Below are 25,376 nucleotides of genomic sequence, written 5' to 3' on the forward strand. Positions count from 1 at the left end.
GCACGGTGATGAGATTGTAAGCAGTGATAAAAAGACGAATTAGCGCAAGGTGAAATGAGCAGCCTTCACAGTAGCGTCTCTTATCACTCTGAAACATACCCCCCTCAGCTTCAGCTAAAATAGCTTATCTCACCTTGCGCAAAGCAAACGTATTCGCTTCGCTCATTGTCGTTAACACTTTGCACTACATTCATCCATGAAGCTGGGTTCCATCGCACATCCATGTGCTCATCTCAATGAACTGCGAAGCTTCGCTTCGGTTTCATTTCGTCCATGTGAAAGTAGAACATCGCCAGCAAAGGTTGCCCCGGGCAATTAAAGAAACCCGTTGCAGCAATGCAGCGGGTTTTTTGCGTTTAGGGTGCTAAATCGTCCTGCACAGTGATGAGGCAATACTCGGTGATAAAAAGACGAATTAGCGCAAGGTGAAGTGAGCAACCTTCACCGTACTTAATCTAGACGCCCTTAACTCCAGCTAAAATGGTTTATCTCACCTTGCGCGAAAAGAATGTCAGCGTTTCACGCTGTGTCATTAACCTTTCGCACGATATTCACCTTGCGCAAAAGAACCGGACTCACTACGTTCGCTGTCGGTAACCTTTTGCACTTTACTTCATTATTTAAAAAATTAATTTATAATTCGTTTTTAATTAGCTTTTCATATCTATCTATTTTCAGGAATTTTAATGAGCGATCTCATCCATTGGTTCGACTTACTCGGTGTCATGGTTTTTGCTATTTCAGGGACACTTATTGCCCATAAAAAGCATTTAGATGGTTTTGGTGTTGTCGTGCTAGCTGCGGTAACAGGTATTGGTGGCGGAACGCTGAGAGATATTATTTTAGATGAGCCGGTTTTTTGGCTGCATGATCCAAGTTATTTCATTGCTATTTTTAGTGCAGTATTGATTAGTATTGTAGTTTTGAACCAGCAAAAGCAAATTCCGAGTAAATTTTTACAGGTGGCAGATGCGTTCGGTTTGGCACTTTTTGCTGTTATGGGCACGCAAAAAGCCATGTCTATAGGTATGCCTGCTACAACGTCAGTGATCATGGGGGTGCTAACTGGGTGTTTTGGTGGGGTGATCCGTGATGTACTCGCTGGTGATATCCCTCTGCTTTTAAAAGGGCAGCTCTATGCTATTACCTGTATTTTGGGCGGGATCGTCTATACTCAATTTATGTCTTTTTCTATAGCGATAGAAGTAAGCATGTTATTTGGCATGTTAACCACCTTAGTTGTTCGATTAATGGCGATGCGTTACAACTGGGTGATACACGTTTTTAAATATTAACTGATAGGGACAAGGATATGTCTTTAGCAAAAATTTTTACCCGTGCACAAGTTGGAGTTAAAGCACCTAAAGTAACGGTGGAAGTTCACCTAAGTAATGGTCTTCCTGCTTTTATCATTGTTGGTCTACCTGAAGCTTCAGTAAAAGAGTCTAAGGAACGAGTTCGCTCTGCACTCGTTAATTCAGGCTTTTTGTTCCCAGACCAACGTATAACAGTAAACTTAGCCCCTGCAGATTTGCCAAAAGAAGGCGGACGATATGACCTTGCAATTGCTGTTGGGATTTTGGTTGCCTCAGGCCAAATACAAAATACAGAGATAAGTAACTTTGAATTTTTTGGGGAGCTAGCATTAAGTGGTGAGCTTTCTGCTATTACTGCTATTTTGCCTTCGGTTATGGCTGCTACTGAAGAGAATCATGTTGCTTATATCCCTAAAGGTAACGATCAACTTGCAAGTCTAGTATCTCAGTCAAATAGAAAAGCTGTCACCAGCTTGCAAGAAATTTGGCTGGATCTGCATGGGCAGCAATCACTCACTTTAAATATTATTTACGACGAAGTTTCTGAACAGTCTTTTGAGCAATTAGATATGAGTGATGTGAAAGGTCAGAAAATAGCAAAGAGGGTATTAGAAATTGCTGCGGCAGGTGGTCATAACCTCCTTTTCTTGGGGCCGCCTGGTACCGGTAAATCTATGTTGGCTCAACGTATTCCAACAATTATGTCTCAAATGACAACGCAGCAAGCACTTGAAACTGCTGCTGTGTACTCTCTAGTAGGGCAGTCGGTCACACATCAAAATTGGTTGAACCGTCCATTCAGATCTCCGCACCATACTTGCTCAGCAGTTGCATTAGTTGGTGGGTCGTCCAACCCTAAGCCTGGAGAAATATCATTGGCGCATAATGGTATTTTGTTTTTAGATGAGCTGCCTGAATTTGATAGAAAGGTTTTAGATTCGCTGAGAACGCCGATGGAGACGGGCCGAGTCACTATTTCTCGTGCTGCTAGGCAGGTCGACTTTCCTGCAAACTTTCAGTTGGTTGCGGCACTTAATCCCAGCCCGACTGGGCATCATAGCGATAAACGGGCAACACCTGATCAAGTGTTAAAATACTTATCAAAAGTATCAGGACCATTTCTAGATAGAATAGACCTGCAAGTTGAATTGCCAAGGTTGACGACTGAAGAACTTCAGTCTAATCAGCCTGAAGAATCGAGCGCTGACATTCGTATGCGGGTAGAAAAAGCCGTTCAGTTTGCTTATCAACGACAAGAAAAAAACAACGCAGAGTTATCAACCAAAGAGCTGCAATTACATTGTTCATTATCAAAAGCAGATGCTATGTTTCTGGGAAAAGCGGCCGAGAAATTGGCTTTGTCACCACGTTCATATCACAAAGTTTTGAAGGTGGCGCGCACTATTGCAGATTTAAACTTGCAGGAGGATATAGATTTAGTCTCTCTAAAAGAGGCGCTAAGTTATCGCGCTTTCGAGCGATTACTTGCTCAGCTAACCGCGTATTAAGTAGATAGCATGTAGCCTTTACCGCGAACCGTAACGATGCGTTTTTGTTCTTTTTCATCGCCTAGCTTCTTACGCAAGCGACCAATGAGCACGTCAACTGTTCGGTCACTTGGGCTCCAGTCTGGTTGGCCGATATCTTCTGAAATTTTTTCTCTAGAAGTCGCCTTGCCTGCATTGGCGATTAAACAAATAAGTACTTTGTGCTCAGCTTCAGTTAATCGTGACTCTTCCGCTGCGCCATTAATCAGAGTGCGATTATCTGGATGAAGTTTGAAATCTGAGTATTCAATAAACTCTTCAGACTCATCGTCATCATTTGCAATCGTTAAACGCTTACACAAAGCACGCATTCTCAATTCAAGCTCGAGTAGGTCAACTGGTTTACAAACATAGTCATCAGCACCTTGTGCTAAGCCTGCGATCCTATCAGCTTGAGAGTCTCTGCTAGATAGCATGATGACACCAATATCTGTCAAGGTATTGAGTTCTTTCGCTAATGCTAAACCGTCAGTGGCAGGTAAAACAATATCGACGATAGCCAGCACAAATCGTTCTTGAGCTTGCGTTGCTTGCTGGACTTTGGCTAATGCAGTTGCACCGGTACTATCAATTTCGATGCTAAATTCTGTTTCAGCAAAATGGCTTATAATGCGTTTTGCTAAAAGTTCATCATCTTCTACTAATAATACTTTGATACTCATAGGTCAGCTATCTATTCAATAATTATGTATATATTAGCACTGTGAAAACATTGCTGAGAAGTGAATAATGACAATTTGTAACAATTGCATAAACATTTATGCAATTGGTTCTGTTAAGGGTGATTAAAATGGTTCACCTTAGAGTGCATACCCTAAGGTGAACATAGTATATGCATACTTATTTATAAATATACTGCCACCACTGTGGTTGATCTTTTAAGTGCATATCAAAATAAGCGAGCATTGTATCCCACCAGTGGAAGCGACGGTCACGGGCAAATACTTGGTGATCAGTGCCTTTATACTCAATCAACTCTACGTCTTTACCAAGCAACTTAAGTGCCGTGTACATGTTGTGGCTTTCACCTGGAGGCACATTGGTGTCAGCGTCACCATGGATAAGTAATAACGGTGAGTTTACTTTGTCAGCATGGAAAACTGGGCTGTGATCAGAATAAAGTTTCGGGTTATTCCATGGGAAGCTGTTTTTCGAAGCTTCGCCAGAGTATAGGTAGCCCCACCAACCTTGACCCCAATAAGAAGTAATGTTTGAGATGCCTGCGTGAGAAATCGATGCACTGAATAAGTCCGTTTTAGTCGCAAGTAGCATGGTCATAAAGCCACCGTAAGATGCACCTAAGTTACCTACTTTGTCTTTATTTACATAAGGGTGTGCAGCTAAGAACTTTTTAGTGCCTTCGATAATATCGTTTGCAGTGTACTCACCCCATGCATTCACGTGCTTAGCAGAGAATTCCTGACCAAAGCCAGTTGCACCAGTTGGTTGTAGCACATACACAACATAACCTTGTGCTGCCCATAGGTTAAACGGATAACGACCCGTAAAGCCACGTGAAACAGGAGAAGTACCACCATAATAGTAAACTAGAGCAGGGTACTGCTTGCTTTCATCTAAGTTATGAGGCGTGTATACACGACCCTTAATCTCAACGCCTTCTTTATTGGTGAAGTTAAACTCAGATAGGGTTGCGATTTCGCTATTTTCATAAGCAAGTGCTTTTGAATCCCACAGCGTTTTAGCGCGGTTTTTAGAAATATCTAAGCGCTTCAATTGCTGAGGGTGAGATGCTTGTGTGCCAGTCACGAGCAAGTCTGGGTTGCGCTCGTCAGAAATACTGAATCTGCCAACGACATCAAAGCCTGTTTTTAGCTTGGTGAATCGAGCTTTGCTTTCATCGTATAAATACAGTTGTTGCGTATCACGCTCAGTCACTTTGATCACGACATCATCATTGCGTAATACTTGCATTGAACCAATAGCAGGGTCGAATGATTTACTTAATGCTTTGGCATTTTTACCTTGACGGTCTAGCTTGTAAAGCTGGCCATCGTAGTTGTTCGCAAGCATATTCTCAGGAATTGCGCGGCCTAAACCATTCGCAAAGTCAGGGCCCGCAACCACATAGATACCATCATCGGCATATTTTGCTGAGCTAAATGTACGGTATTGACCAAGTACAGTCTGCTGGTTGTCTTTTAAATTAACTTCTACAAGCTCAGTTAGCATGTGAGGCGGTTTAGCATAATCGCTAGGATTACGCGTCACCAAGATTGTGCCAGCTTCATTATCAAAATCGGCCAATGAGTGACTCAACTTGCCTTCAGTGATAGGGTTAATAAATCCAGAGTTGATGTCTAACATGAAGACTTGGCTGTTATTACGAGCATAAGACCAGCGATCTTCTAACCCTCTGAAGTGTTTAACTAATGTATGCTTACTTTTATCCGACTTAGACCAAGCAAATACAAGTGTGTTGTTGTCAAAGTACTGGAAGCCATATGCGCCATCTAGTTGTTCAGCGACCACTTTCTCTTCTAAGTCTTTAAGGTTTAAAACCGTAACGGCTTTATTGCGAACAAATACAACCTGTTTGCTATCTGCGCGCCATTTAATTTGATTCGCAGATAAGCCGTCAAAGCGGTAAAGGACTTTACCCTCTTCATCGGTTAACGTTGTTTTATTGATGGCTTTATTACCATGATTACTCTGGTAATGACGCTCAGTAACAACATAGTATTCGCCGTTTGGAGAAATCGATACAGAACTGATTGTTGGTGCATCAAAAAGTTGCTTAGCTGAAAGTGCGCGAGTTTCTTTTGTTGTCAGTGTAATAGCGTCATGTTCTGCTTTAGGTAGGTACTCAAGCGAGACTTTTTTCCAGTCATCAGCTTGTTCTACCACGATCACAACTTGGTGGTCGCCCGTAACCGCATTGATGTCGTATTCTTTATTTCCAGACAAGGTTTCACCATTTAAAAATACATGGGCTTTTTCGATACCATTAAGTTTTAACTTACCTTGCACAAAGCGCTCTGCTGAAAAGTTGAACTTAATCGCTTGCAGGCCTGCAATTGTTAGATCATTCACTTCACCAAGTGGTTGCCAAGTCACTTTTTTACCTAATACCGACAGTGTCTTTGAATCACTTTGTAATTTAGGTAATAAGTTATTAATGATGGTAGCTTGGTAAGGCGTGTTATTTGGCTTGATTGTTGCTGTATCAGCAAGGGGTCCAATAAACTTTACTTTATTTGCGTCTAGCTCTGCAGCGACAAGTTGCGTAGACAGTGCCGAAAATAGTAAAGTGGCGACCGTTGTTAATTTCATTGATGCACCTATTGTAGGGAAAATAATTGCCCCAATATAGCACATCAAATTAAATCTTCAGCAGAGTTGCGATTAAGTCGCGAGAGTCTGCGAAATTAAGGAGTTTAGGTTGTTTCTGTTATTCAGTTACATGTTTTTGGCCATTGCCATTTCATTTCTATGTTCGGTGATGGAGGCGGTGTTACTCAGTATTACACCAAGTCATGTAGCGATATTAAAAAAAGATAAACCGCTACTCGCACAGCGAGTGCAGGGTTTAAAAGACAATATTGATAAGCCATTATCAGCTATCTTGACCTTAAATACGGTTGCGCACACTGCGGGGGCTGCGGGTGTTGGTGCACAAGCGGCTGCAGTATTTGGTGATGCTGCTGTGGGTATTGCGTCTGCTGTGATGACGTTATTGGTATTAGTGCTTTCAGAAATTATTCCTAAAACGTTAGGTGCAACTTATTGGCGTGCACTAACGCCAATTGTGTCACTGGCTTTAACTTGGATGGTTCGAATTCTAAAACCGTTCGTGTGGTTGTCAGATCAGCTCACTAAATTAATTGGCTCCAAACAAGACGAAGCGCATTTTATTCGTCAAGAAATTGAGGCTATGGCTGAAATGGGTAGCGAAGCAGGTGCACTGCAACAAGAAGAAAGTGAGACTATTCGTAGCTTATTGCAGTTTAGGCATGCCAAGCTTGAAAACGTCATGACGCCAAGGACTGTGCTTTTTAAAGTGCATAAAGATATGACCGTGAATGAGTATTTGTCTGAGCATGGCTCGGTATCTTTCTCTCGTATTTTGGTTTATTCAGAAAATACCGATGACATTATTGGCTTCGTGCATAAGAACGACATTATGTTGGCCTTCCATCGCTTAGGGGAAGATTACAAAATCGGTAAGTTAGTAAAGCCTATTTATACTGTGCCTGAGACGCTAGGTGCGCCAGTGCTGTTCCAAGCCTTACTAGAGAAGCGTATCCATATTGCGCTGATTATCGATGAGTATGGTGATGTGCAAGGTATCGTCACTCTTGAAGATATGATCGAGTCATTAATGGGCATGGATATTGTTGATGAGCGTGAGCAATCGACCAACATGCAGCAAGCCGCAAAACAAAAATGGCGTGATCGTGTCGACGGCCACTCTCATTTAATAGAAGCTGATACAGAAGAAGAACAGCCTAAGAATTAAAGTTTGTCATCCTAAGCCAAGAGTGGATCCAGCGAATAAGCTCATTCTTGGCTTTCGGGCGACTGATCAAAAAACCTTGCATCAATAAATCATGCTTGTATCGTTCTAGATACTGTAATTCCTCTATTCTTTCTACCCCTTCAGCAACAACTTTAAAGCCTTCTTTGATTGCTAAATCGACCAAGCTTTTGGTGATAACTTGTGAAAAGTAATCAGAATCAATGTGGGTGATCAAAGAGCGGTCTATTTTGATCTCTGTAAATGGTAGAGACTTCAGTTGGTTAATATTCGTAAAGCCGGTGCCAAAGTCATCGAGAGAAATTTCAAACCCTTTCATTCTTAAGCGATTTAGCGTTTCAAGCTGATTGGCACTTGATAGTGGTTTTTGTTCGGTGATCTCTAAAATGATATCACTTGGCTGAAGGTGATTTAACTCAAGTAATAAAGACAGCTTTGCCGGGCAATTCATATCTTCTAATTGGATTGGAGATAAGTTGAATGCCAATTTACATGGGTGAGGCAGCTCTTCTTTCAACGCTTCATATTCAGCCGTGGCTTTTTCAAATAACTGAAATGTTACTAAGTTTATTAAATCTAAATCTTCGGCAACATCAATAAATCTTGCTGGCAAAACAGTAAAACCGTGCTGCTCAGAGACAATACGAGCCAGCACTTCGAGGCTTTCAATCTGTTGGGTTGCACGATTTACCTTAGGTTGATAGAAAGGGGTGATCTCACTATTGCTCAATGCATGTAATAGCTCAGCTTCACTGATGAGTTGGCCATCTTCTGTCTGAGGCCGAGGGAGGGTGCTGAGCTTTTTAAGCAGTCTTTCTACTTCAACGAGTTGTATCGGCTTGGCAATATTACCCAAGAGCAATGCGTGATTCTGTCTAGCTAGGTTTGACGCGAGGTCAATAATGCGGCGGTCCATTTCTGAGATAATAATCACGCCGCCTTGATAGCTTTTCTGACCGAGTTGCCTTATCAGTTCCATGCCATCCATTTCAGGCATGTTTAAATCTGTAAAAATGGCATCAAAGGCTTTTGGTTGTTGCTCTACTAGTGACAATGCGGCTTGTGCTGACTCACAACAAGTCACGTGCTCAACGCCGAGCTCGGCCAAAATTGCCTGCATGACCATGAGTATGGCCTGTGAATCATCAACAACCAAAATACGCTGTGTTTTAAAGCTCATAAATCACTCCCTGAAATTGGTTAGGATATTTAAGTTTAGAACAGCGAAATAGAAATGACCAAATCGAGATCAAAAAATGATGGTTTGTCACTGTTAGAGTTTGTTGGGATAATAGAAAAAAACTTTAGTTTTAACGTCATGACTCGGATCGAACTTAACGTGGCTGGACAGCCAATTTCTCTGATTTTTAATCAACAACAAATAATTCAAGTTTTTCATCAACAACAAGCCTTAGTACTTGAATCGGAATCTGAGCATCTACAAAGTTGTCAGATAAACGAACAAGCAGTGAATTTTAATACCTCACAGCTTGCAGAAGGGCTGCTAGGGGTTGCTGTGAATGCGCAACCGCTACAGTGGCTCGAAGTGCCTCACCAACAAGCTGAAAGTAAGCGAGGCTGGTTGGGTTTAGCGATGCTTAGCTTTAAAATTTTCAAGAGTGCTAAGGTCGTAAAGGCTGCACTTGCGGGTGCCTCAGTTGCTGGCTATGCATGGCTATTCTCGTTGGAATTTGCCCTGATGATAATTGCTTGCTTGGTGGTACATGAATATGGTCATGTGCGTGCGATGAAGTACTTTGGTATCAAGACGAAGGGGATCTATTTAATTCCTTTCGTAGGTGGCTTAGCGGTTAGTGATGAAAAAATTACAACCCGTTGGCAAGATGTGGTGATCTCTTTAATGGGGCCTGCATTTGGCTTAATTACCTCAGTGTTGGGGGTGGTGCTGTATTACGTAACAGATATGGAGATTTTTGCCGGTGTCGCCGTGCTTAGTGCACTACTTAACTTATTTAACTTGTTACCTATTCTACCTCTGGATGGCGGTCACGTACTAAAAAGTATCAGTTTCTCTATGCGTTCTTGGGTGGGTCTCCTAGCCTGTTTTGGTGGGGTGTTACTGGGGCTTTATATCAGTTGGACATTTGGTTTGATGCTACTGGTGTTTTTTATCTTTATAGGCAGTTTAGAGATAGTGTTTGAGTGGCGTGAGCGTCATATTTCTCATCTGTTACCCCTTGATAGATATGGTCAGATTGTCTCAGCGCTGATGTATGTGGTTGTCGCTGTGGGGCACATTGCAGTGATGATGCACTTTGCTGGTTCAGACAATGTGATTTTAAGCTTACCAATGAAGATCTTATCGAATTAAGTATGTATGTCGCCGTTGATGATTGTAACGGCGACATATTTTCAGTCATTCGCAATATTTAAGCGAAAGTGAGTATTGCTGCAATGATAATGCCACTCACTGCTAACTGGATCAGACAAAAGCCCATAATATCTTTGGCCTTTAAGCCAGCGATTGCTAGTACTGGCAATGCCCAAAATGGCTGAATGAGGTTTGTCCAAGCGTCACCCCAAGCAACAGCCATTGCTACACGGTTTATTTCTGCGCCAAGCTCTATCGCCGCTGGTAAAACAATCGGGGCTTGCACAGCCCATTGACCGCCACCTGAAGGGACAAAAATATTCACTAAGCCGGCACTAATAAAGCTCCAAAATGGCAATGTGTCAGCGCTACTCATTGAGACAAAGACATTGGAAATTTGTTGAGCGAGACCTGAGTCTTTCATGATTGCCATGATCCCAGCATAAAACGGAAATTGAATAATAATACCGGCACCGCCGCTCACTGCTTCTTGCAAGCTTTTAAGTAGATTTGCAGGCGTTTGATGAAGCAAAATAGCCAAAAATAAGAATAGGCCGATCACACTATTTAGATTGAGCCCACCACCGAGCGCAATAAAGTAATAGCCCATATAACCACAGCCCAAGGTGCCAATGAGTATGCCGAGTAACTTACTGTGTTCTAGTTTTTCAGCTGGGGTATCGATACTAACAACCGCAGCCCTTTTTTCTTCAAGCTTTTCTTTATCAACAATGATTTGTTGGTCTTTAGGCGGAAGTAGCAAGGCATTTAGAAGAGGAAGCACAACCAGTAATACGGCCATTAAAATTAAATTAAAATGCGAAAACAGGGTATCTTGCGTTGTAATAATCCCAATACTGTCGCTAGAAAAATGGCCTTCTGTTGCAATGGTTAAGGGCACTGAACCCGATAACCCACCATGCCACACAATAAAACCAGAATAGGCACTGGCGACTAATACGCGGTAATCGACTTGTACATGGCGAGCGAGCGCTTTGGCAAATAATGCCCCAACAACCAATCCAAAGCCCCAGTTTATCCAACTGGCAAGCATAGATACTAAGGTCACCATGACAATTGCTGTAGAACCTGAATTTGCTCTTTGCGCGAGTTTATCAAGCAGCGACTTACAAACAGGCGTACTAGCTAGCATAAAACCTGCTACGAGTACCATTAACATCTGCATCGCAAAGGTCAGCAACGCCCAAAAGCCTTGGCCCCAAGACGTCACAGCTTGCTCAAATGAAAAAGGGGTCAAGGTAATGCTCAGTGATAAAACAACCAGTGTTAATAAAAGTACGATAACGTAGGGGTCGGGTAAATAACGTTCGACCAATTTAGTAACGGGCTGAGAGAGTTTAAAAAGCATGATGAAATCCTGTTATTATTCTTTTAGCTATCAAGAAATTAATCTTGTGCTTTGTTATCTTTTAAGCATAACTAAATATCGAATGGACTGCCTTACTATTTATATCTAAAATTCAGTATGTTAAATGACGCCCAATAAAGTGAGTAAAAAAACTAATAAATGGCTTATTAAACCACTTTTATAACTTTAAAATAGAATGTGATTTATTTAACTGTTTGAATTATATGAACTAATATTTTTGGCACGATTACTGTTTAGTTAATAACAGAAATCTTAAATAAGAGAGGTTACCATGGCAGAACAAGGTTCAGGCGGTAATGTAATCGCCGCAATTTGTAATATATTTTTTCCTGGTTTAGGCCAGCTGGTACAAGGTCGTATTATTCCAGCACTTATTTTTGCAATCATCGTGTTTGGCGGTTATGCGCTTTGGTTCTTAGTACTTCCAGCGATCATTGCAGCGGTTGCACACTTATGGGCAATCATAGATGCAGCGAAATATACTAGCTATCGTTCACGGTACGAGCGTTAGCAACCACATACTTAAAGTAAAGACGCTGAGCAGTGTTGAGAGCACAACACTGCTGGCAGCAACATCTTGTTTTACGGTTAATTGCCTTGCGACCAAATAGGCATTCACGCCCAGTGGCGATGCTGCCATCAGCGTGACAACGGCAACATGTGCTTCTGGTAGGTTAAACACCCAAGTGGCAAAAGAAAAGACAGCGGCGGGTAGCAGACCGAGCTTAATAACGCTGATTATTAATGCGCCTTTCCAAGCTTCTTTCATCGAATATTGATTTAAACTTGCACCTAACACAAATAACGCCCCAGCAATTGCTGGCTCGCTCAGTAAATCTAGCCCATTGATGAGTGTTGTAGGCAGTGGAACTGACATGGCATTTGCCACAATACCTAAGCTTATACTCAGTACGACAGGATTGAGCAGTAAAGGCTTTAATAACTCACCCAAGCTCCCTTTCACATTACTACTTAAAGCAAAGGTCAATGCAAATAAGAGTGCACTATGAAAAGTGATCACCATAAACACTAATGCGCCATAATGCTCACCAAGTGCCATGATTATGATGGGCAAGCCAACTAATACCGTATTTGAATAACACCCAGAAAGCGAAAGAACCGCAGATTCAGCCAGTGATAGCTTACCAAGCGCTTTAAAAGCAATGCATACTGCAAAATACACAAGCACCACAGGCAGATAAAAGCTGAGTAGTAGATTGAGTGACAATGCCTGTTGTAAATCGGCTTTGTACATACTAAGAAAAAGAAAAACTGGAATGGCTAAATTGAAAATAAAGGTGCGCAGCCCTTCAAAATGGGTAGAGGATAAAAATTGTATTTTGGCACAAATAAACCCAGCGGTGACCACGAAGATCAGCGGGAACAGAATATCAATTGGGTTCATATCTACTCGAAATGGTGTCGGAGTGTGAATTATCCTGTTTACGCTATGAAAGCTCAAGTCGCTGGGCAGTTTATGCCATGCAAAGTATAATATTCTTGGTTTATAAGTTTATTAATTTTGAGAGACAGTCGTATGGAGTATCAATTTATTCGTGACCCAATCAGTGGTTTCAGGGTCAAGATCAGTGACGAGCAAGCTTTGATTGGTCGCTGGTTTAACGAAGAGCTGGCTCACAATGAAGTTAAAGACTTACTTGCGCAATGTCGTATTATTAAGTCATTAAACACGCCTTTGATCAGACTGGGCAAAGAAGTTCGCTTTAAGTTGTGTGAGCAAGAGGCATTATTTGAAGCGCATAGTTTGTTTCATAACAGTGATGACTTAGCGCAATATCAAGATGATGCACTTGAGCTAGACGAGCACGGTCTAATGGCGGTGTGTGGTTTTGAAGATTTTGTTGAATTGTTAGAAGCTTGGAGCGACTTTATTGGAAGAGGCCGCTAGGGCTTCTTCCAAATTCAGCTTTACATCACAGCCTGTTCTGGTGGAGCACCGTAGATTTGTTCGGCTCTGTTAAATAGCACCCAAGACGTCAATATATACTTATCGTTAGAAACTGGAATACAGCCTCGGTGTGTATGGGTAAAATAAGCCGGTGCGACAACCATAGCGCCTTTTTTAGGGGCTATTTTTTTATTCTGGTAGTGAAACTCAGTTTCTCCACCTTCTTCAACATCATTCAAATAAAACATAAATAACAGCACGCGATGAAGTGCTTCATTATGACCGACTTGCGGGTAAACCTCACTGTGCCAATACGGATAACCGCCTTTTCCTGCTTGATATTTTTGCGCTTGAATATTGCCTAAACGAAACAGCTGCTGCGTAAGCACATGAATTTGTGGTTTACCAACCTCTTCGAAATTATCGACAGTTAAGTCAACAGGTTGCCCTGTTTTTGGGTGGTACACCTTTAAACCAAATGCACCGATCATCATAAAGAAGTGTTCTTCAATATACTTGAACACATGCTGTGCGGTGACTTGTTGAATGTGTTGTAAAGTCTGTGCGTACTCAGGGTGCGCATTTAAATACAGATCGTGACTAATTTTTTTGCTTAGATCGACACCACCAGACGTGACCCCTTGCTTTAGGTGAGGGCTTTGGTCAAACTGCTGCACAAATGAATCGCAAAAGTCAGTTGAGAGTGCGTTGTCGTAAACGCGAATAAAATCTGTCATCTGAGTACCTACAGGATATTAGAATTATTATGTTGTCAGAAAAACTCATGCCGCGTTTTAGTGAAACCGACGTGCTCGGACACATCAACAATACCGCACTACCGGTTTGGTTTGAAGCCGCGCGTGTGCCTATTTTTAAGATTTTTACCCCAGACTTAGATCCAAAACAATGGAAATTGATTGTTGCCAAGGTCGAAGTGACTTTTAAAGGCGAGTTGTTTTATGGTCAAGAAGTCGAAGTTAAAACTGCCATTGAGCGCATAGGGTCAAGCTCATTTGTGATTTTACAGCAAGCCTGGCAGCACGGAGCGTGCTGCGCAGAGGGCAAAACCGTGATGGTACGTTATGATTTTGAGAATAAAAGCTCACAACCATTAAGTGAAGAAGAAAAACAGCAGCTTACTGCTTTTCTTCTGTAGGCATTGAAGTCGAAGATTTAAATTGGTGGCCAATGGCCACCGAAATACAAGGTTTGACTTCGTATTTATAGGTACGCTCTTGCTCAGACAGTTGCGTGATCTCTAAAATCTCATAATCATTTAGCTCTACCATGCGGCTCCCCTCAGTGACCTGACAGCGAGAATAGCTATCTGCTTCTAGCTCGTAGATAAAATAAGCCAGAATGGTTTTGATTTTATTATCGTATGCTTCGGCACGTTCAGAGAGTGAAATGGTTGCCGCGTCACCTTCTCCGATATTCAAAGATAAAATTGGACTTTGATCTTTTTGCGCTTGAGCAATGGCTTGATCGACTTGTTCCGTATGCGCTTCTTCTGGTTTAGCTGGTTCAGACAGTTCTTTGTCAACCTCTTCAGTTACGTTATTACTTACTGTGGTATTGCTAAAACTTTCGATCACATTAGTGAACATGGTACTCATGCCACCAAACATACCCGACGTAAATGTGAACATAAGTACAAAAACAAAGAGCATGACGCACAGTGTCATACGTACAAAGCTGGTAATAATTGGAAAGCGGTATTCAGGTGGGTGCCACATGGTGTGTAAACCAAAAGGGCGCATGAGTAATAAAAGCAAGACATAGAAGGGCTGTAACAGTGGCACTAATAGTAAAATACTGAGTGTGCTGATGAAGAACCAAGACGGTAAAGACAGCATTAAACTGAGGTTATGGGTATACGGGAAGTGGTCAGCACTGACTCCCGTAATATCATTGATTGCGCCGGCCGCATAAGCTAACGCATAGTTGGCGATAAACGCATAAAAAATCAATATTACGGCTTTACCGGGTAAACTGTCCCAGAACTTCATTAATTTTGGCCACAGCTCACTTAAAAGCGCGATGATTATGATCGCAACCATTAAAAACGTAGAGGGCGAAAACAAGTCATTTAAAAACTGTTCGTTTTCAGAGACACCAGTTACAGGCTCAGACTCGCTGTTTAATAATAGAAAAAACAACACAATGGCCGTGAAATATAAGCGTTGAGAAAACGTCAGTGATCGCCAGAACGTGAGCCACCGCGTTTTTAAGCTATAGTAAAAACCTGATAGGTGCTTGGGAGAAGGGAGCTTTTCCATGAGTTGGTCCATTTTCTTATTGTTGTTCATTGTTAGCACCTCTTTATTCTTAACTAATATAGCGCTTTAGCTTGGCTAGACAAATGAAGTTTTATGCCAGGTGAAATACAAGGCTTCACTTCAAAGTGATAGGCTTTTTCTTTACCTTCTACCGGCCAGATCTCTAAAATATCGTAATCATTGAGCTCTACAACACGCCTTCCTGGTGTGACCTGACAGCGAGAGTAGCTATCGGCTTCTAGTTCATAAATAAAGTAAGCAAGAATTTGCTTTATACGGTTGTCGTAGCTGTTAACGCGTTCTTTGTAGAGTGTTAGCTCTCTATCAACCTCATCAGAGTCTGTATTAAGTGTTGCTTTACTTTTTTCAGGATTTGACATGGATGAGTTTTCGATAGCTGAAGGCTGCTCTTGGTCAAAATTGCTTATGCCATAGGTTACTTTTACCGGCGTAAAATTACTGACTAGAGTGCTGAAAATGGTATTCATACTGCCAGCAACACCAGAAGACATAGTTATAAAGAAAAAAAGGGCTGCGAGAAGTGTACATAAAAACATACGAACAACACTCGTTATGATAGGGAACCTATATTCTGGTGAATGCCAGCGAGTGTGTAGCCCAAAGGGTCTCATTAACAATAAAAAGGCCATATAAATAGGTTGTAATAATGGTATCAGAACAAGCACCATGAAGGTGCTGAGCATAAACCAAGTAGGTATTGATAGGATTAAGCTTAAATTATGGGTATATGGGAAGTGTTCAGCACTGACACCCGTAATATCATTAATGGTGCCTGAGGCATAAGCCAGCGCATAGTTAGCTAAAAAAGCATAAAAAATAAAAGTAACGCTTTTACCGACAGTACTCTCCCAAAATTTTACAATTCTTGGCCAAAGCTCGCATATTAATCCAACAAGAATAGCCAGCGTAAGCAAGTAAGTACTCGCGCTGAATGAATCGGCCCAAACTATATTTTCACTATTTTTATGTGCGTCATGGTCTCCAAAAAGCGCTGAAATAAAATCAGGCATCTCAGGAGAAAAAATGAGAAAAGCAATTAGATAAAATCTCTGTGGGAGTGTCAAAGACTGCCAAAAATTCACAAATTTACTGGCTAAATTTTTTATCGTTATAGAGGCGCTTTTAATATTTGCTAGAACTTGCATGAATACGTCCGTTATTCGTTTTATTATTTTTATTCTGGCTTTTCAATCTTTCAAAGATAAGAAAAAGGCTTGCCCCTATTATGAAGGCAAGCCTTAAAAAATTAAATAAAATTTAACACTATGCTAATTAGTGCTGAGACTCCTAAAGCAAAGGCTTTAAATATCTACCTGTATGTGATGCATCACACTCAGCTACTGCTTCAGGTGTGCCAGAGATAAGAATTTGACCACCGCCGGCACCGCCTTCAGGACCTAAGTCGACGATCCAATCAGCTGTTTTTATCACATCGAGATTGTGTTCAATCACTACTATAGTGTTGCCATGGTCGCGCAAGCGATGCAGTACAGCCAGTAATTGTTGAATATCGTGGAAGTGTAAGCCTGTGGTCGGCTCATCCAAAATATATAGAGTTTTACCAGTATCGCGCTTAGATAATTCTCTAGCGAGTTTCACACGCTGCGCTTCACCACCAGAAAGCGTAGTAGCTGCTTGCCCTAAACGAATATAGGTTAAGCCTACATCCATTAATGTTTGCAGCTTACGGCTGATCGCTGGAATTTTATCGAAGAACTCACGGGCATCTTCAACTGTCATCTCTAGCACTTCATGGATGTTTTTGCCTTTATAAAGTACTTCTAAGGTTTCACGGTTATAACGTTTACCTGCACACACATCACATGGTACATAAACGTCTGGTAAGAAGTGCATTTCTACTTTGATAACACCATCGCCCTGACATGCTTCACAGCGACCACCTTTTACGTTAAAGCTAAAACGGCCGACTTTATAGCCACGAGAGCGCGCTTCTTGTGTACCCGCAAACAGTTCACGAATAGCCGTAAAGATACCTGTATAGGTTGCAGGGTTTGAACGCGGTGTACGGCCAATCGGGCTTTGGTCAATGTCGATCACTTTATCGAAATGCTCAAGGCCTTGAATGTCTTTGTGAGGGGCAGGCTCTGCTGTTGTCGCTCCATTCAGTGCTGTGTGAGCCAGCTTAAATAGCGTGTCATTAATAAGGGTTGATTTACCCGAGCCCGACACACCTGTGATACAGGTCATTAAGCCAAATGGAATACGCAGGTCGACATTTTTTAAGTTATTGCCTGTGGCGCCAAAGAGTTCTAGCCACTTATCTTCTGGCTGGTGGCGTTGCTCAGGTACTAGAATGGCTTTTGCGCCACTTAAGTACTGGCCTGTTAAAGACTCAGGTGAATTAAGAATATCGTCACGTGAACCTTGTGCAACAACATGACCGCCATGTACACCCGCACCTGGGCCGATATCGATAATATGATCCGCCGCGCGAATGGCATCTTCGTCGTGCTCAACCACAATTACGGTATTACCTAGATCACGTAGATGAGTTAACGTGCTAAGCAAACGGTCATTATCGCGTTGATGAAGACCAATTGATGGTTCGTCTAGCACATACATAACACCAACGAGGCCTGCACCAATTTGACTGGCAAGACGAATACGCTGCGCTTCACCGCCTGAAAGGGTATCGGCACTACGCTCTAGAGATAAATAATTCAAACCAACATTGATTAAGAAAGATAAACGGTCGCGGATCTCTTTTAATATTTTTTCAGCGATTTGTGCGCGTTGCCCTGTGAGTTCTAACTTATCGAAGAAGGTCATTGCGTCGCCGATGCTCATTAATGTCACATCTGGCAGCGTTGTTTTGCCAATAAACACATGGCGGGCTTCTTCACGTAAACGAGAGCCATTACAGCTAGGACAGGCTTGATTGGTTTGATATTTGGCAAGCTCTTCGCGCACAGAGGTTGATTCTGTCTCACGATAACGGCGACTCATATTATTCAGCACGCCTTCGAATTCGTGATTTCGGGTGATCACATCACCGCGGTCATTGCGATAGTTAAAGGCAATCTTAGTCTTACCTGAGCCTTCTAGCACAACTTTTTGCGCATCTTTAGATAACTTCTCAAAAGGGGCTTCTAAATCAAATTCATAATGCTCAGCCACAGATTGCAGCATTTGGAAGTAATAGAAACTGCGTTTATCCCAGCCTTTAATCGCACCGCCACTTAAACTAAGTTCAGGATTTTGTACAACGCGACTTGGGTCAAAATATTGTCTTACACCTAAGCCATCACAGCTTTGACAAGCGCCTGCTGGGTTATTGAACGAGAATAAACGCGGCTCTAGCTCAGTCATGGCATAGCCACAAGTCGGGCAGGCAAAATTAGCAGAGAAGGTAAGCTCTGCTTGTTCTGCATCGTCCATATTCGCAACAACGGCCACACCACCCGATAATTCTAAGGCGGTTTCGAAGGACTCTGCCAAACGTTGTTGCAAGCCATCTTTTACTTTAAAACGGTCAACAACCACTTCAATAGTGTGTTTTTTATGTAATTCTAAGGTTGGAGGATCGCTTAAATCACACACTTCACCATCAACACGGGCGCGAATGTAGCCTTGAGCACTCAATTGCTCGAATAGTTTGACGTGTTCACCCTTACGATTTTTTACCACAGGCGCTAACAGCATCAATTTGCTACCTTCGGGTTGCTCTAAAACAGTATCGACCATTTGGCTGATAGTCTGTGCTGCAAGCGGTAAATCATGAGTCGGACAGCGAGGTTCACCCACACGTGCGAAAAGTAAGCGTAGGTAATCGTAAATCTCGGTAATAGTACCCACAGTGGAGCGAGGGTTGTGAGATGTCGATTTTTGCTCAATAGAAATCGCAGGTGAAAGACCTTCAATATGGTCTACATCGGGTTTTTCCATCAAAGATAAAAATTGGCGCGCATAAGCTGAAAGCGACTCGACATAACGACGTTGGCCTTCTGCATATAAAGTATCAAACGCGAGAGAGGATTTACCGGAACCAGATAACCCCGTGATAACAATCAACTTATCACGTGGAATAGTCAGTGAAATATTCTTCAGGTTATGGGTGCGGGCGCCTCTTACTTCTATATTATCCATGATGCTCCAGTAACTGCTTGAGGGTGTAATCAAACTTCGCCACAGTATCGCACATTTTTGTGAAAATTATCGCTTCTTTGTAAAAGCATCTACACTGAGTAGGTGGTAAAAATGTGGCTAATAAATTTTGAAAAGACTATACGTACTCCTTCTCTTTTTGGTTTTCAGTCTCAATGTGCAGGCGCTTACGGGTCCGCGCATTAACCCTGATTGTAATTTAGTGGTGCGTTTTGAAAATTTTGCCCGTTATAACAACCAAACTGATACTTTGAGCTGGCATGGTCTAGATGTTGATTTTGCCAAAGCGCTTTTAGAAGAAGCAGACTGTAGCTATAAATTTGTAAGTTTACCTTGGGGCCGTTCAATCAAAATGCTTGAGTCGGGTGAGATAGCTATGATGCTCAGTATGTCACCAACCAAACAGCGTGAGCGGTTTGCTTATTTTATTGGCCCACAGCGCAACGAAACCATTGTGTTTGTAACTCATAAGTCTCGACCTTATAAGCTTAAGAGCTATCAAGACCTCTTAACTCTTCCCGCACCTATCGCAATTCATCGAGATGCGGTCTATGGGGCTGAAGTAGACTCATTATTAAAAAACACGCCAAATGTCGAAGAGCGTTTTACAGTGATCACAAATAATAAGTTGCGAGTTAGTATGCTCAAGCATGGCCGCATTTCAGGCTTTTTTGCTGAAAAATATAATATGCTCTATCAATCTGAAAATAACCCAGACTACATGCAAGTCGAAATAAACCCTTTCGTTATTAATCGAGAGCCGGTTTACATTGCACTGAGCAAGCAGAGTGTCTCTCCAAAAATAAAAGCGCGTTTGGAGCGGGCTTTAGAAGCGCTAAAGCAAACTGGCAAGATCAGTGAGATCCTAAAAAAATACAAATTAGATTAAGTTTTTTGCAACGGCTATTTTTTTGTTAAACTGTCGCGCGCATTTGCGAGCCAGTAATAACGAGAACTATGTCTAACCAATCATTAAACGCCTTAGAAAAACGCGCTGCTTTTTCGCTAGCCAGTGTATTCGCATTCAGAATGCTCGGTTTATTTATGCTGATGCCTGTACTGGCCATTTATGGTCAGTCACTTGAGCATGTCTCGCCAATGTGGATCGGTTTAGCAATCGGCGCATATGGTTTAACTCAAGCTTTACTACAGATCCCTATGGGCTGGTTATCAGATAAAGTGGGAAGAAAGCCGGTCATTATTGGTGGCTTAGTCGTGTTTGCTATTGGCTCCGTGATTGCCGCGGTCGCAGATTCAATTTACTGGGTAACGGTTGGCCGAGCTTTACAAGGTATGGGCGCCATTGCCAGTGCTTTGTTGGCTTTAGCTGCTGATTTAAGTCGAGATGAACAACGCCCTAAAGTGATGGCCGTGATAGGTATGTGTATCGGTCTAAGTTTTGCGGTTGCTATGCTACTTGGGCCAATGGTGGCGGCATCATTTGGTATTTCGGGGGTATTCTGGTTAACGGCAGGGTTAGCTATTTTAGGGATTATTATTGTAACTTTAGTTGTCCCGAACGCATTAAATCGCGCCCCAAAAGGCGATACAGTCGCCTCTGTTGCTGATATAAAACGACTGGCAAAGCATCCGCAGTTACTTCGCTTAGATCTTGGTGTGATGTTACTTCACCTCACACTCACAACCTTATTTGTGGTTTTGCCAGGTCAGTTAATCATTGGCGGTTTAGCGGCTGAGAGCCATTGGCAGCTTTATATTCCCGTTTTATTGGCTGCATTTATTTTAATGGCGCCTTTAATGATCATTGCCATCAAAAAACAAAAAGAAAAACAGGTCTTTTTACTTTCTATTTTCGTGCTAATTTTTAGTGCGTTAGGTCTTATTTTATTGCCAACGTCAATCATGGGTATTGCCTTGTGCATGTTGTTATACTTTATTGCTTTTAACTTTCTTGAAGCGACAATGCCGGCCTTGGTATCGCGCATAGCGCCGGCAAATCAGAAGGGCTCTGCTATGGGCGTTTTCTCATCGGGGCAATTCTTCGGTGCGTTTTTAGGTGGTATTTTAGGGGGTTATCTAGCACAAATTGGTGAAGCGAATACAGTGTTTGCGGCTGCAGCAGGAGTTGGGGTAATATGGCTATTTATTGCATGGCAAATGCAGATCCCTCCTAAGAGTAAAGTGATCAGTTTAATGGCTGATTTATCCGACCCATATAGAGCCGAGCAATTAGCTGAGCAATTGGTGGCGCTACCGGGAGTGATCGAAGCGACTATGGTGAACGACGAGAATCGTAGTTACCTAAAAGTAAATGATAAAGAATTTGATATAAACCAAGCAAAGCAAATACTTGGCTTGAATTAGTGTGAGGAGAGTGCGTCATGGCACGCGGTGTAAACAAAGTAATTTTGGTTGGTAACTTAGGCCAAGACCCAGAAGTTCGTTACATGCCAAATGGTAACGGTGTAGCAAACATCAGTATTGCTACAACAGATAGCTGGAAAGATAAAAACACAGGGCAAATGCAAGAGCGTACTGAATGGCACCGTGTTGTGTTGTTCGGTAAATTAGCTGAAGTTGCAGGTGAATACTTACGTAAGGGCTCACAAGTTTATATCGAAGGTCGTTTACAGACACGTAAATGGACAGACCAAAGCGGACAAGAAAAGTATACAACAGAAATCGTTGTAGACATGGGCGGTCAGATGCAAATGCTAGGTGGTCGTGGCGAACAGCAAGGCGGTGGCCAGTATCAAGGTCAGCAGTCTGGTGGTTTTAATAATCAACAGTCTCAATATAACCAAGCGCCACAGCAACAGCAGGCACCACAACAGCAAGGTGGTTTCGCACCGCAACAGCAGTCGGGCCAACAGCAGGGTGGTTTTGCACCTCAGCAGCAATCGGGCCAACAGCAGGGCGGTTTTGCACCGCAGCAGCAATCAGGCCAACAGCAAGGCGGGTTTGCACCTAAACCACAATCAGCACCACAAGGCGGTGCATCAAACCCGATGGAACCACCAATCGACTTTGATGACGATATTCCGTTCTAATTTCTGAACAGTTAACTAATTAGCGTATGCCGATTAGAATTATGAATTCAATAAAACCCTGCACATGCAGGGTTTTATTTTTTCAAAACAGTGAGTTCTGTGTTTTATAACTCAAACACTAGACTTTCAGTACCCTAAACTTGAGTTTTTAAGACTTGTGAACAACACTTAGTCAATGTTGATTGAGGTGTTGTATGGTGATGAAGCCGCTATTTAAACGCGTAACAGACACATTATCTAAGTGGTATTTAGCGATTGCCTCGATATTACTTGTATGCTTTCTTAATGCTCTGCTCATTCATTTATTCCACCTACAGATCCATCAAAGAGGCATGCAGTTTGTTCAGCAAGTTAGTTTACTGTCTAAAGCAGAGCGAACAGATGACAAACTCGATATATTGGCGAGACAATTTAACTTGCAGTTTGTCTCATTCGGCACAAAACCAAGTTCAAATATAAACAACCTAGACACCTTCGAGTTTGCGGGCTCAACAATTTATGTTCAACACCCAAAAGTATTGCAGGAGTATGCAAGCGCTTTATTGATGTTTAACTTATTGTTTATAGGATTTATTGTGTTTAGCTATCGCTGGTGGTTGATATACAGAGTGCGGCCTAAACCATTTCTTCGCCAACCACATAAATCTTTACCTATCGAAAGAGAAAATGTGCTGCCTTCAATCCAGCAACCAAGAAGTACAGACGAGAACTTGTTTAGTATTTTTGCGTTGATCAAATGGAGCTATCATTTAGAAGAAGGTATCGACGCACAGCAGCATTTCGCGATTCAATTCCACAAGCACTTTTCTAAATATGCCAAATGCTCAGTTAAATACTTAAACTCAGGTGCTTTGGCGGTCACTATCGAGCAAGTTGCTTGGGGGGATGTCTCAGCTGTCAGTAAAAAAATGCACGAAGTGGTGTATCAGATCCTGTTTGCCATTCGCGGCGACCTGTCACGCAAAGTGGTTAAATTAGGCGCTTGTTATTATCAGTCAAAATGTGATCAAACTCAGGTGTATCAGCTTGCACGTTCTGCATTGAGTGTCGCAACTAACAACGTATGGCAGCATATTCACCTTACGCCTCTCAATAAAACGCACGAAATATCAATGAAAAACTCAGAATCAGACTTCATTAAGTATATTGAGAACGGCCAGTTTATTCTCTTCTTCCAGCCCTTATTTTGTTTTGCGACTCAAGAGATTACTCAGAGTGAAGCATTATTGAGAGTGAGACATGAAAAGCTCGGTTTAATTGCGGCTAAGCAATTTGTTCCCCAGTTACATAGCAAAGAAAGCTTGTGGACATTAGACACCTTTATTGTTGAGCACACTTTTAAGGTATTGAGTAAAGATAAAAGCCATTTGTTGGCAAGTGTGAACATTCATACTATTAATTGGTGCGATCCTAAGTTTGCTAATTGGCTTTTGGAAAAGCTAGCACACAGCCAGTTGGCAAAACGGGTGTTATTTGAAATGACATTAGATGATTTTTGTCAGCAACGTGTATTACTTGAAGACATAGTGTTCAGACTAGAAACAGTTGGTACGGGGTTAGTACTTGATCAAGTATCAGAGTCTTTTAATGTGAAGGACTTAAAGCAAGTGCAATGTATAAAAGCCTTAAAGCTATCTTTTGATCTTGTTCATAACATAGATGAATCACATGCCCAGCAAAAAATTGTACGTCATATCGTTAGACAGGGTAAACAACTTGGCTTACCTGTTTATGCAGTGGGGGTTGAAACGCAAACAGAACTTCAGTGTCTTCAGCGTTTAGGTGTAAAAGGGGCTCAAGGGTATTATTTTTCGGAGCCACTTCAGCAGTTAGAGCTGGCGGGTTATTAAGCCGCGATATCTCAAACCATCAAGACCTTGCAAACCGCCAGTATGTATGGCAATGATACTACTGCCCTGTGGGAAGTAATCTTGGCTTATGAGTTGCCATACAGCAAACAGCATTTTACCTGTATATATAGGCTCTAAAGGCAATTGATATGTTTGCCTCATAAGTTGACAAAATGTCCAAACATCATCTGTGAATTTACCATATCCACCGTAGTGATGATCTGTTAATAACTGCCATGGTGCGCCACTATGGCTATCTGTCAGTAGTTGCGCGATTTCTTGATTAAGATAGTCAGCTTGCTTTAAGACTGCAATGCCCATAACTTGGGTGTTGTGCGTGCACCCTTTGGCAAGTCCAGCGACAGTACCGCCACTACCTGTTGCACAAATCACATAGTCTGATTGAGGTAAACTTTTCGCTAATTCAGCCACACCGCTCAGTGCCGCTTTATTAGTACCACCCTCGGGTATGATGAAGCTATTAGGAAATTCAGTTTGCAGGCTTTTCAGATAAGCAGGGTCATGGCGCAATCGATACGTTTTGCGGTTTACCGCATATAAGTTCATACCACAGGCACGGGCCATCTTAATGGTTGGGTTATTTTCATCAATGCCTGGCCCTCGAATGATTGCGTGGCCAGTTAAGTTGAAAGTTTTACATGCCATTGCACTGGCATATAAATGGTTCGAGAAAGCACCGCCAAAGGTGACAAAAGAGTCATAGCCTTTGCTTTTCATATTGATTAAGTTGTATTTGAGCTTGCGCCATTTATTACCTGAAATGACTGGATGCAGTAAGTCATCTCGTTTAATTGCGAGCTTGATCTTTTTTTGTTCAAGTAACGGATGTTGAATTTCTTGAACAGGAGATTCAGGCAATACAAACTGATTATTATCCATACTAATGATGATTGAGTGTAAAACCTCAGTCTAACAGCTGAGATCTTGAGATGAAAATATTTCTAGAAAGGTAGCAAGCGGGTGGATAATAGTTGTAAACTCACATATTAGTGTGTTCAAAGCTTGTGTTTTACTGTTTAAGTACATAGCATAAAGCATTAATTATAAAAAATAACAAAGACCAAATAATCGCCGCTTTTG

The 25,376-nt window shown here is 42.0% G+C and carries 21 protein-coding genes; 11 read left to right on the plus strand and 10 right to left on the minus strand.

Translation table 11 applies throughout. From position 1 onward, the window contains the following. The first annotated feature begins 686 nt into the window (after nucleotides 1-686). Together AC1HJP_RS18970 and AC1HJP_RS18975 are read left to right on the plus strand one after the other, a co-directional pair. On the plus strand, nucleotides 687-1,295 hold the full coding sequence (locus AC1HJP_RS18970) for a trimeric intracellular cation channel family protein (RefSeq protein WP_480363129.1): 609 nt from the start codon (nucleotides 687-689) through the stop codon (nucleotides 1,293-1,295). 17 nt (nucleotides 1,296-1,312) lie between these two features. Further along, nucleotides 1,313-2,824 carry a YifB family Mg chelatase-like AAA ATPase gene (locus AC1HJP_RS18975; RefSeq protein WP_480363130.1) on the plus strand — a complete coding sequence of 504 codons (1,512 nt, stop codon included), beginning with the start codon at nucleotides 1,313-1,315 and terminating at the stop codon, nucleotides 2,822-2,824. Here AC1HJP_RS18975 and AC1HJP_RS18980 read toward each other — a convergent pair. After that, nucleotides 2,821-3,525, minus strand: a complete 705-nt coding sequence (locus AC1HJP_RS18980; RefSeq protein ID WP_138481679.1) for a response regulator transcription factor — start codon at nucleotides 3,523-3,525, stop codon at nucleotides 2,821-2,823. The two genes, AC1HJP_RS18975 and AC1HJP_RS18980, sit on opposite strands and share 4 nt — an antisense overlap. A gap of 178 nt (nucleotides 3,526-3,703) precedes the next feature. Beyond that, the gene (locus tag AC1HJP_RS18985) at nucleotides 3,704-6,154 is read right to left on the minus strand and encodes an alpha/beta hydrolase family protein (protein ID WP_480363131.1); all 2,451 of its coding nucleotides are present in this window, start codon (nucleotides 6,152-6,154) and stop codon (nucleotides 3,704-3,706) included. Nucleotides 6,155-6,263: 109 nt separating this feature from the next. Here AC1HJP_RS18985 and AC1HJP_RS18990 point away from each other — a divergent pair, with 109 nt between their 5' ends. Continuing rightward, nucleotides 6,264-7,340: a hemolysin family protein gene (locus AC1HJP_RS18990; protein WP_480363132.1), complete on the plus strand. Its 1,077-nt coding sequence runs from the start codon at nucleotides 6,264-6,266 to the stop codon at nucleotides 7,338-7,340. Here the strand turns inward: AC1HJP_RS18990 and AC1HJP_RS18995 are convergent. Next, on the minus strand, nucleotides 7,330-8,538 hold the full coding sequence (locus tag AC1HJP_RS18995) for an EAL domain-containing response regulator (protein ID WP_480363133.1): 1,209 nt from the start codon (nucleotides 8,536-8,538) through the stop codon (nucleotides 7,330-7,332). The genes AC1HJP_RS18990 and AC1HJP_RS18995 overlap by 11 nt on opposite strands. Nucleotides 8,539-8,676: 138 nt before the next feature. Between AC1HJP_RS18995 and AC1HJP_RS19000 the strand changes: the two genes are divergently transcribed. Beyond that, nucleotides 8,677-9,690, plus strand: a complete 1,014-nt coding sequence (locus AC1HJP_RS19000) for a site-2 protease family protein (RefSeq protein ID WP_480363164.1) — start codon at nucleotides 8,677-8,679, stop codon at nucleotides 9,688-9,690. A gap of 58 nt (nucleotides 9,691-9,748) precedes the next feature. Here AC1HJP_RS19000 and AC1HJP_RS19005 read toward each other — a convergent pair whose 3' ends face one another. After that, nucleotides 9,749-11,059, minus strand: a complete 1,311-nt coding sequence (locus AC1HJP_RS19005) for a short-chain fatty acid transporter (RefSeq protein WP_480363134.1) — start codon at nucleotides 11,057-11,059, stop codon at nucleotides 9,749-9,751. A 292-nt stretch (nucleotides 11,060-11,351) separates the two neighbouring features. On the opposite strand from AC1HJP_RS19005, the gene AC1HJP_RS19010 reads away from it, so the two are divergent. Further along, on the plus strand, nucleotides 11,352-11,591 hold the full coding sequence (locus tag AC1HJP_RS19010) for a hypothetical protein (protein WP_130255620.1): 240 nt from the start codon (nucleotides 11,352-11,354) through the stop codon (nucleotides 11,589-11,591). Here AC1HJP_RS19010 and AC1HJP_RS19015 read toward each other — a convergent pair. Further along, entirely contained in the window at nucleotides 11,574-12,485 is a 912-nt protein-coding gene (locus AC1HJP_RS19015; RefSeq protein ID WP_480363135.1) for an AEC family transporter, read from the minus strand. The two genes, AC1HJP_RS19010 and AC1HJP_RS19015, sit on opposite strands and share 18 nt — an antisense overlap. A 132-nt stretch (nucleotides 12,486-12,617) precedes the next feature. On the opposite strand from AC1HJP_RS19015, the gene AC1HJP_RS19020 reads away from it, so the two are divergent. Continuing rightward, complete coding sequence (locus AC1HJP_RS19020) at nucleotides 12,618-12,989, plus strand: YacL family protein (protein ID WP_480363136.1); 372 nt, start codon at nucleotides 12,618-12,620, stop codon at nucleotides 12,987-12,989. 20 nt (nucleotides 12,990-13,009) lie between these two features. Here AC1HJP_RS19020 and AC1HJP_RS19025 read toward each other — a convergent pair whose 3' ends face one another. Further along, nucleotides 13,010-13,726 carry a 2OG-Fe(II) oxygenase gene (locus tag AC1HJP_RS19025; RefSeq protein ID WP_480363137.1) on the minus strand — a complete coding sequence of 239 codons (717 nt, stop codon included), beginning with the start codon at nucleotides 13,724-13,726 and terminating at the stop codon, nucleotides 13,010-13,012. A gap of 29 nt (nucleotides 13,727-13,755) precedes the next feature. Between AC1HJP_RS19025 and AC1HJP_RS19030 the strand changes: the two genes are divergently transcribed. After that, nucleotides 13,756-14,145: an acyl-CoA thioesterase gene (locus tag AC1HJP_RS19030; RefSeq protein WP_480363138.1), complete on the plus strand. Its 390-nt coding sequence runs from the start codon at nucleotides 13,756-13,758 to the stop codon at nucleotides 14,143-14,145. Here the strand turns inward: AC1HJP_RS19030 and AC1HJP_RS19035 are convergent. From AC1HJP_RS19035 to uvrA, 3 genes are all read right to left on the minus strand, one after another. Then, nucleotides 14,126-15,298, minus strand: a complete 1,173-nt coding sequence (locus AC1HJP_RS19035) for a hypothetical protein (protein WP_480363139.1) — start codon at nucleotides 15,296-15,298, stop codon at nucleotides 14,126-14,128. The two genes, AC1HJP_RS19030 and AC1HJP_RS19035, sit on opposite strands and share 20 nt — an antisense overlap. Nucleotides 15,299-15,321: 23 nt before the next feature. Next, nucleotides 15,322-16,434: a hypothetical protein gene (locus tag AC1HJP_RS19040; protein WP_480363140.1), complete on the minus strand. Its 1,113-nt coding sequence runs from the start codon at nucleotides 16,432-16,434 to the stop codon at nucleotides 15,322-15,324. A 142-nt stretch (nucleotides 16,435-16,576) separates the two neighbouring features. After that, nucleotides 16,577-19,396: an excinuclease ABC subunit UvrA gene (gene uvrA, locus AC1HJP_RS19045; protein ID WP_480363141.1), complete on the minus strand. Its 2,820-nt coding sequence runs from the start codon at nucleotides 19,394-19,396 to the stop codon at nucleotides 16,577-16,579. 127 nt (nucleotides 19,397-19,523) lie between these two features. On the opposite strand from uvrA, the gene AC1HJP_RS19050 reads away from it, so the two are divergent. From AC1HJP_RS19050 to AC1HJP_RS19065, 4 genes are all read left to right on the plus strand, one after another. Next, nucleotides 19,524-20,303 carry a substrate-binding periplasmic protein gene (locus AC1HJP_RS19050; RefSeq protein ID WP_480363142.1) on the plus strand — a complete coding sequence of 260 codons (780 nt, stop codon included), beginning with the start codon at nucleotides 19,524-19,526 and terminating at the stop codon, nucleotides 20,301-20,303. Nucleotides 20,304-20,371: 68 nt separating this feature from the next. Next, nucleotides 20,372-21,739: an MFS transporter gene (locus tag AC1HJP_RS19055; RefSeq protein ID WP_480363143.1), complete on the plus strand. Its 1,368-nt coding sequence runs from the start codon at nucleotides 20,372-20,374 to the stop codon at nucleotides 21,737-21,739. 17 nt (nucleotides 21,740-21,756) lie between these two features. Beyond that, nucleotides 21,757-22,425: a single-stranded DNA-binding protein gene (gene ssb / locus AC1HJP_RS19060; protein ID WP_480363144.1), complete on the plus strand. Its 669-nt coding sequence runs from the start codon at nucleotides 21,757-21,759 to the stop codon at nucleotides 22,423-22,425. A gap of 200 nt (nucleotides 22,426-22,625) precedes the next feature. After that, nucleotides 22,626-24,275, plus strand: a complete 1,650-nt coding sequence (locus tag AC1HJP_RS19065; RefSeq protein WP_480363145.1) for an EAL domain-containing protein — start codon at nucleotides 22,626-22,628, stop codon at nucleotides 24,273-24,275. On the opposite strand, the gene AC1HJP_RS19070 is transcribed toward AC1HJP_RS19065, so the two are convergent. Further along, nucleotides 24,255-25,175 (minus strand): 1-aminocyclopropane-1-carboxylate deaminase/D-cysteine desulfhydrase, encoded by a 921-nt coding sequence (locus tag AC1HJP_RS19070; protein ID WP_480363146.1) that lies wholly within the window; start codon nucleotides 25,173-25,175, stop codon nucleotides 24,255-24,257. The two genes, AC1HJP_RS19065 and AC1HJP_RS19070, sit on opposite strands and share 21 nt — an antisense overlap. Nucleotides 25,176-25,376: the final 201 nt, after the last annotated feature.

This window comes from Pseudoalteromonas sp. NFXS53 (assembly GCF_056629255.1).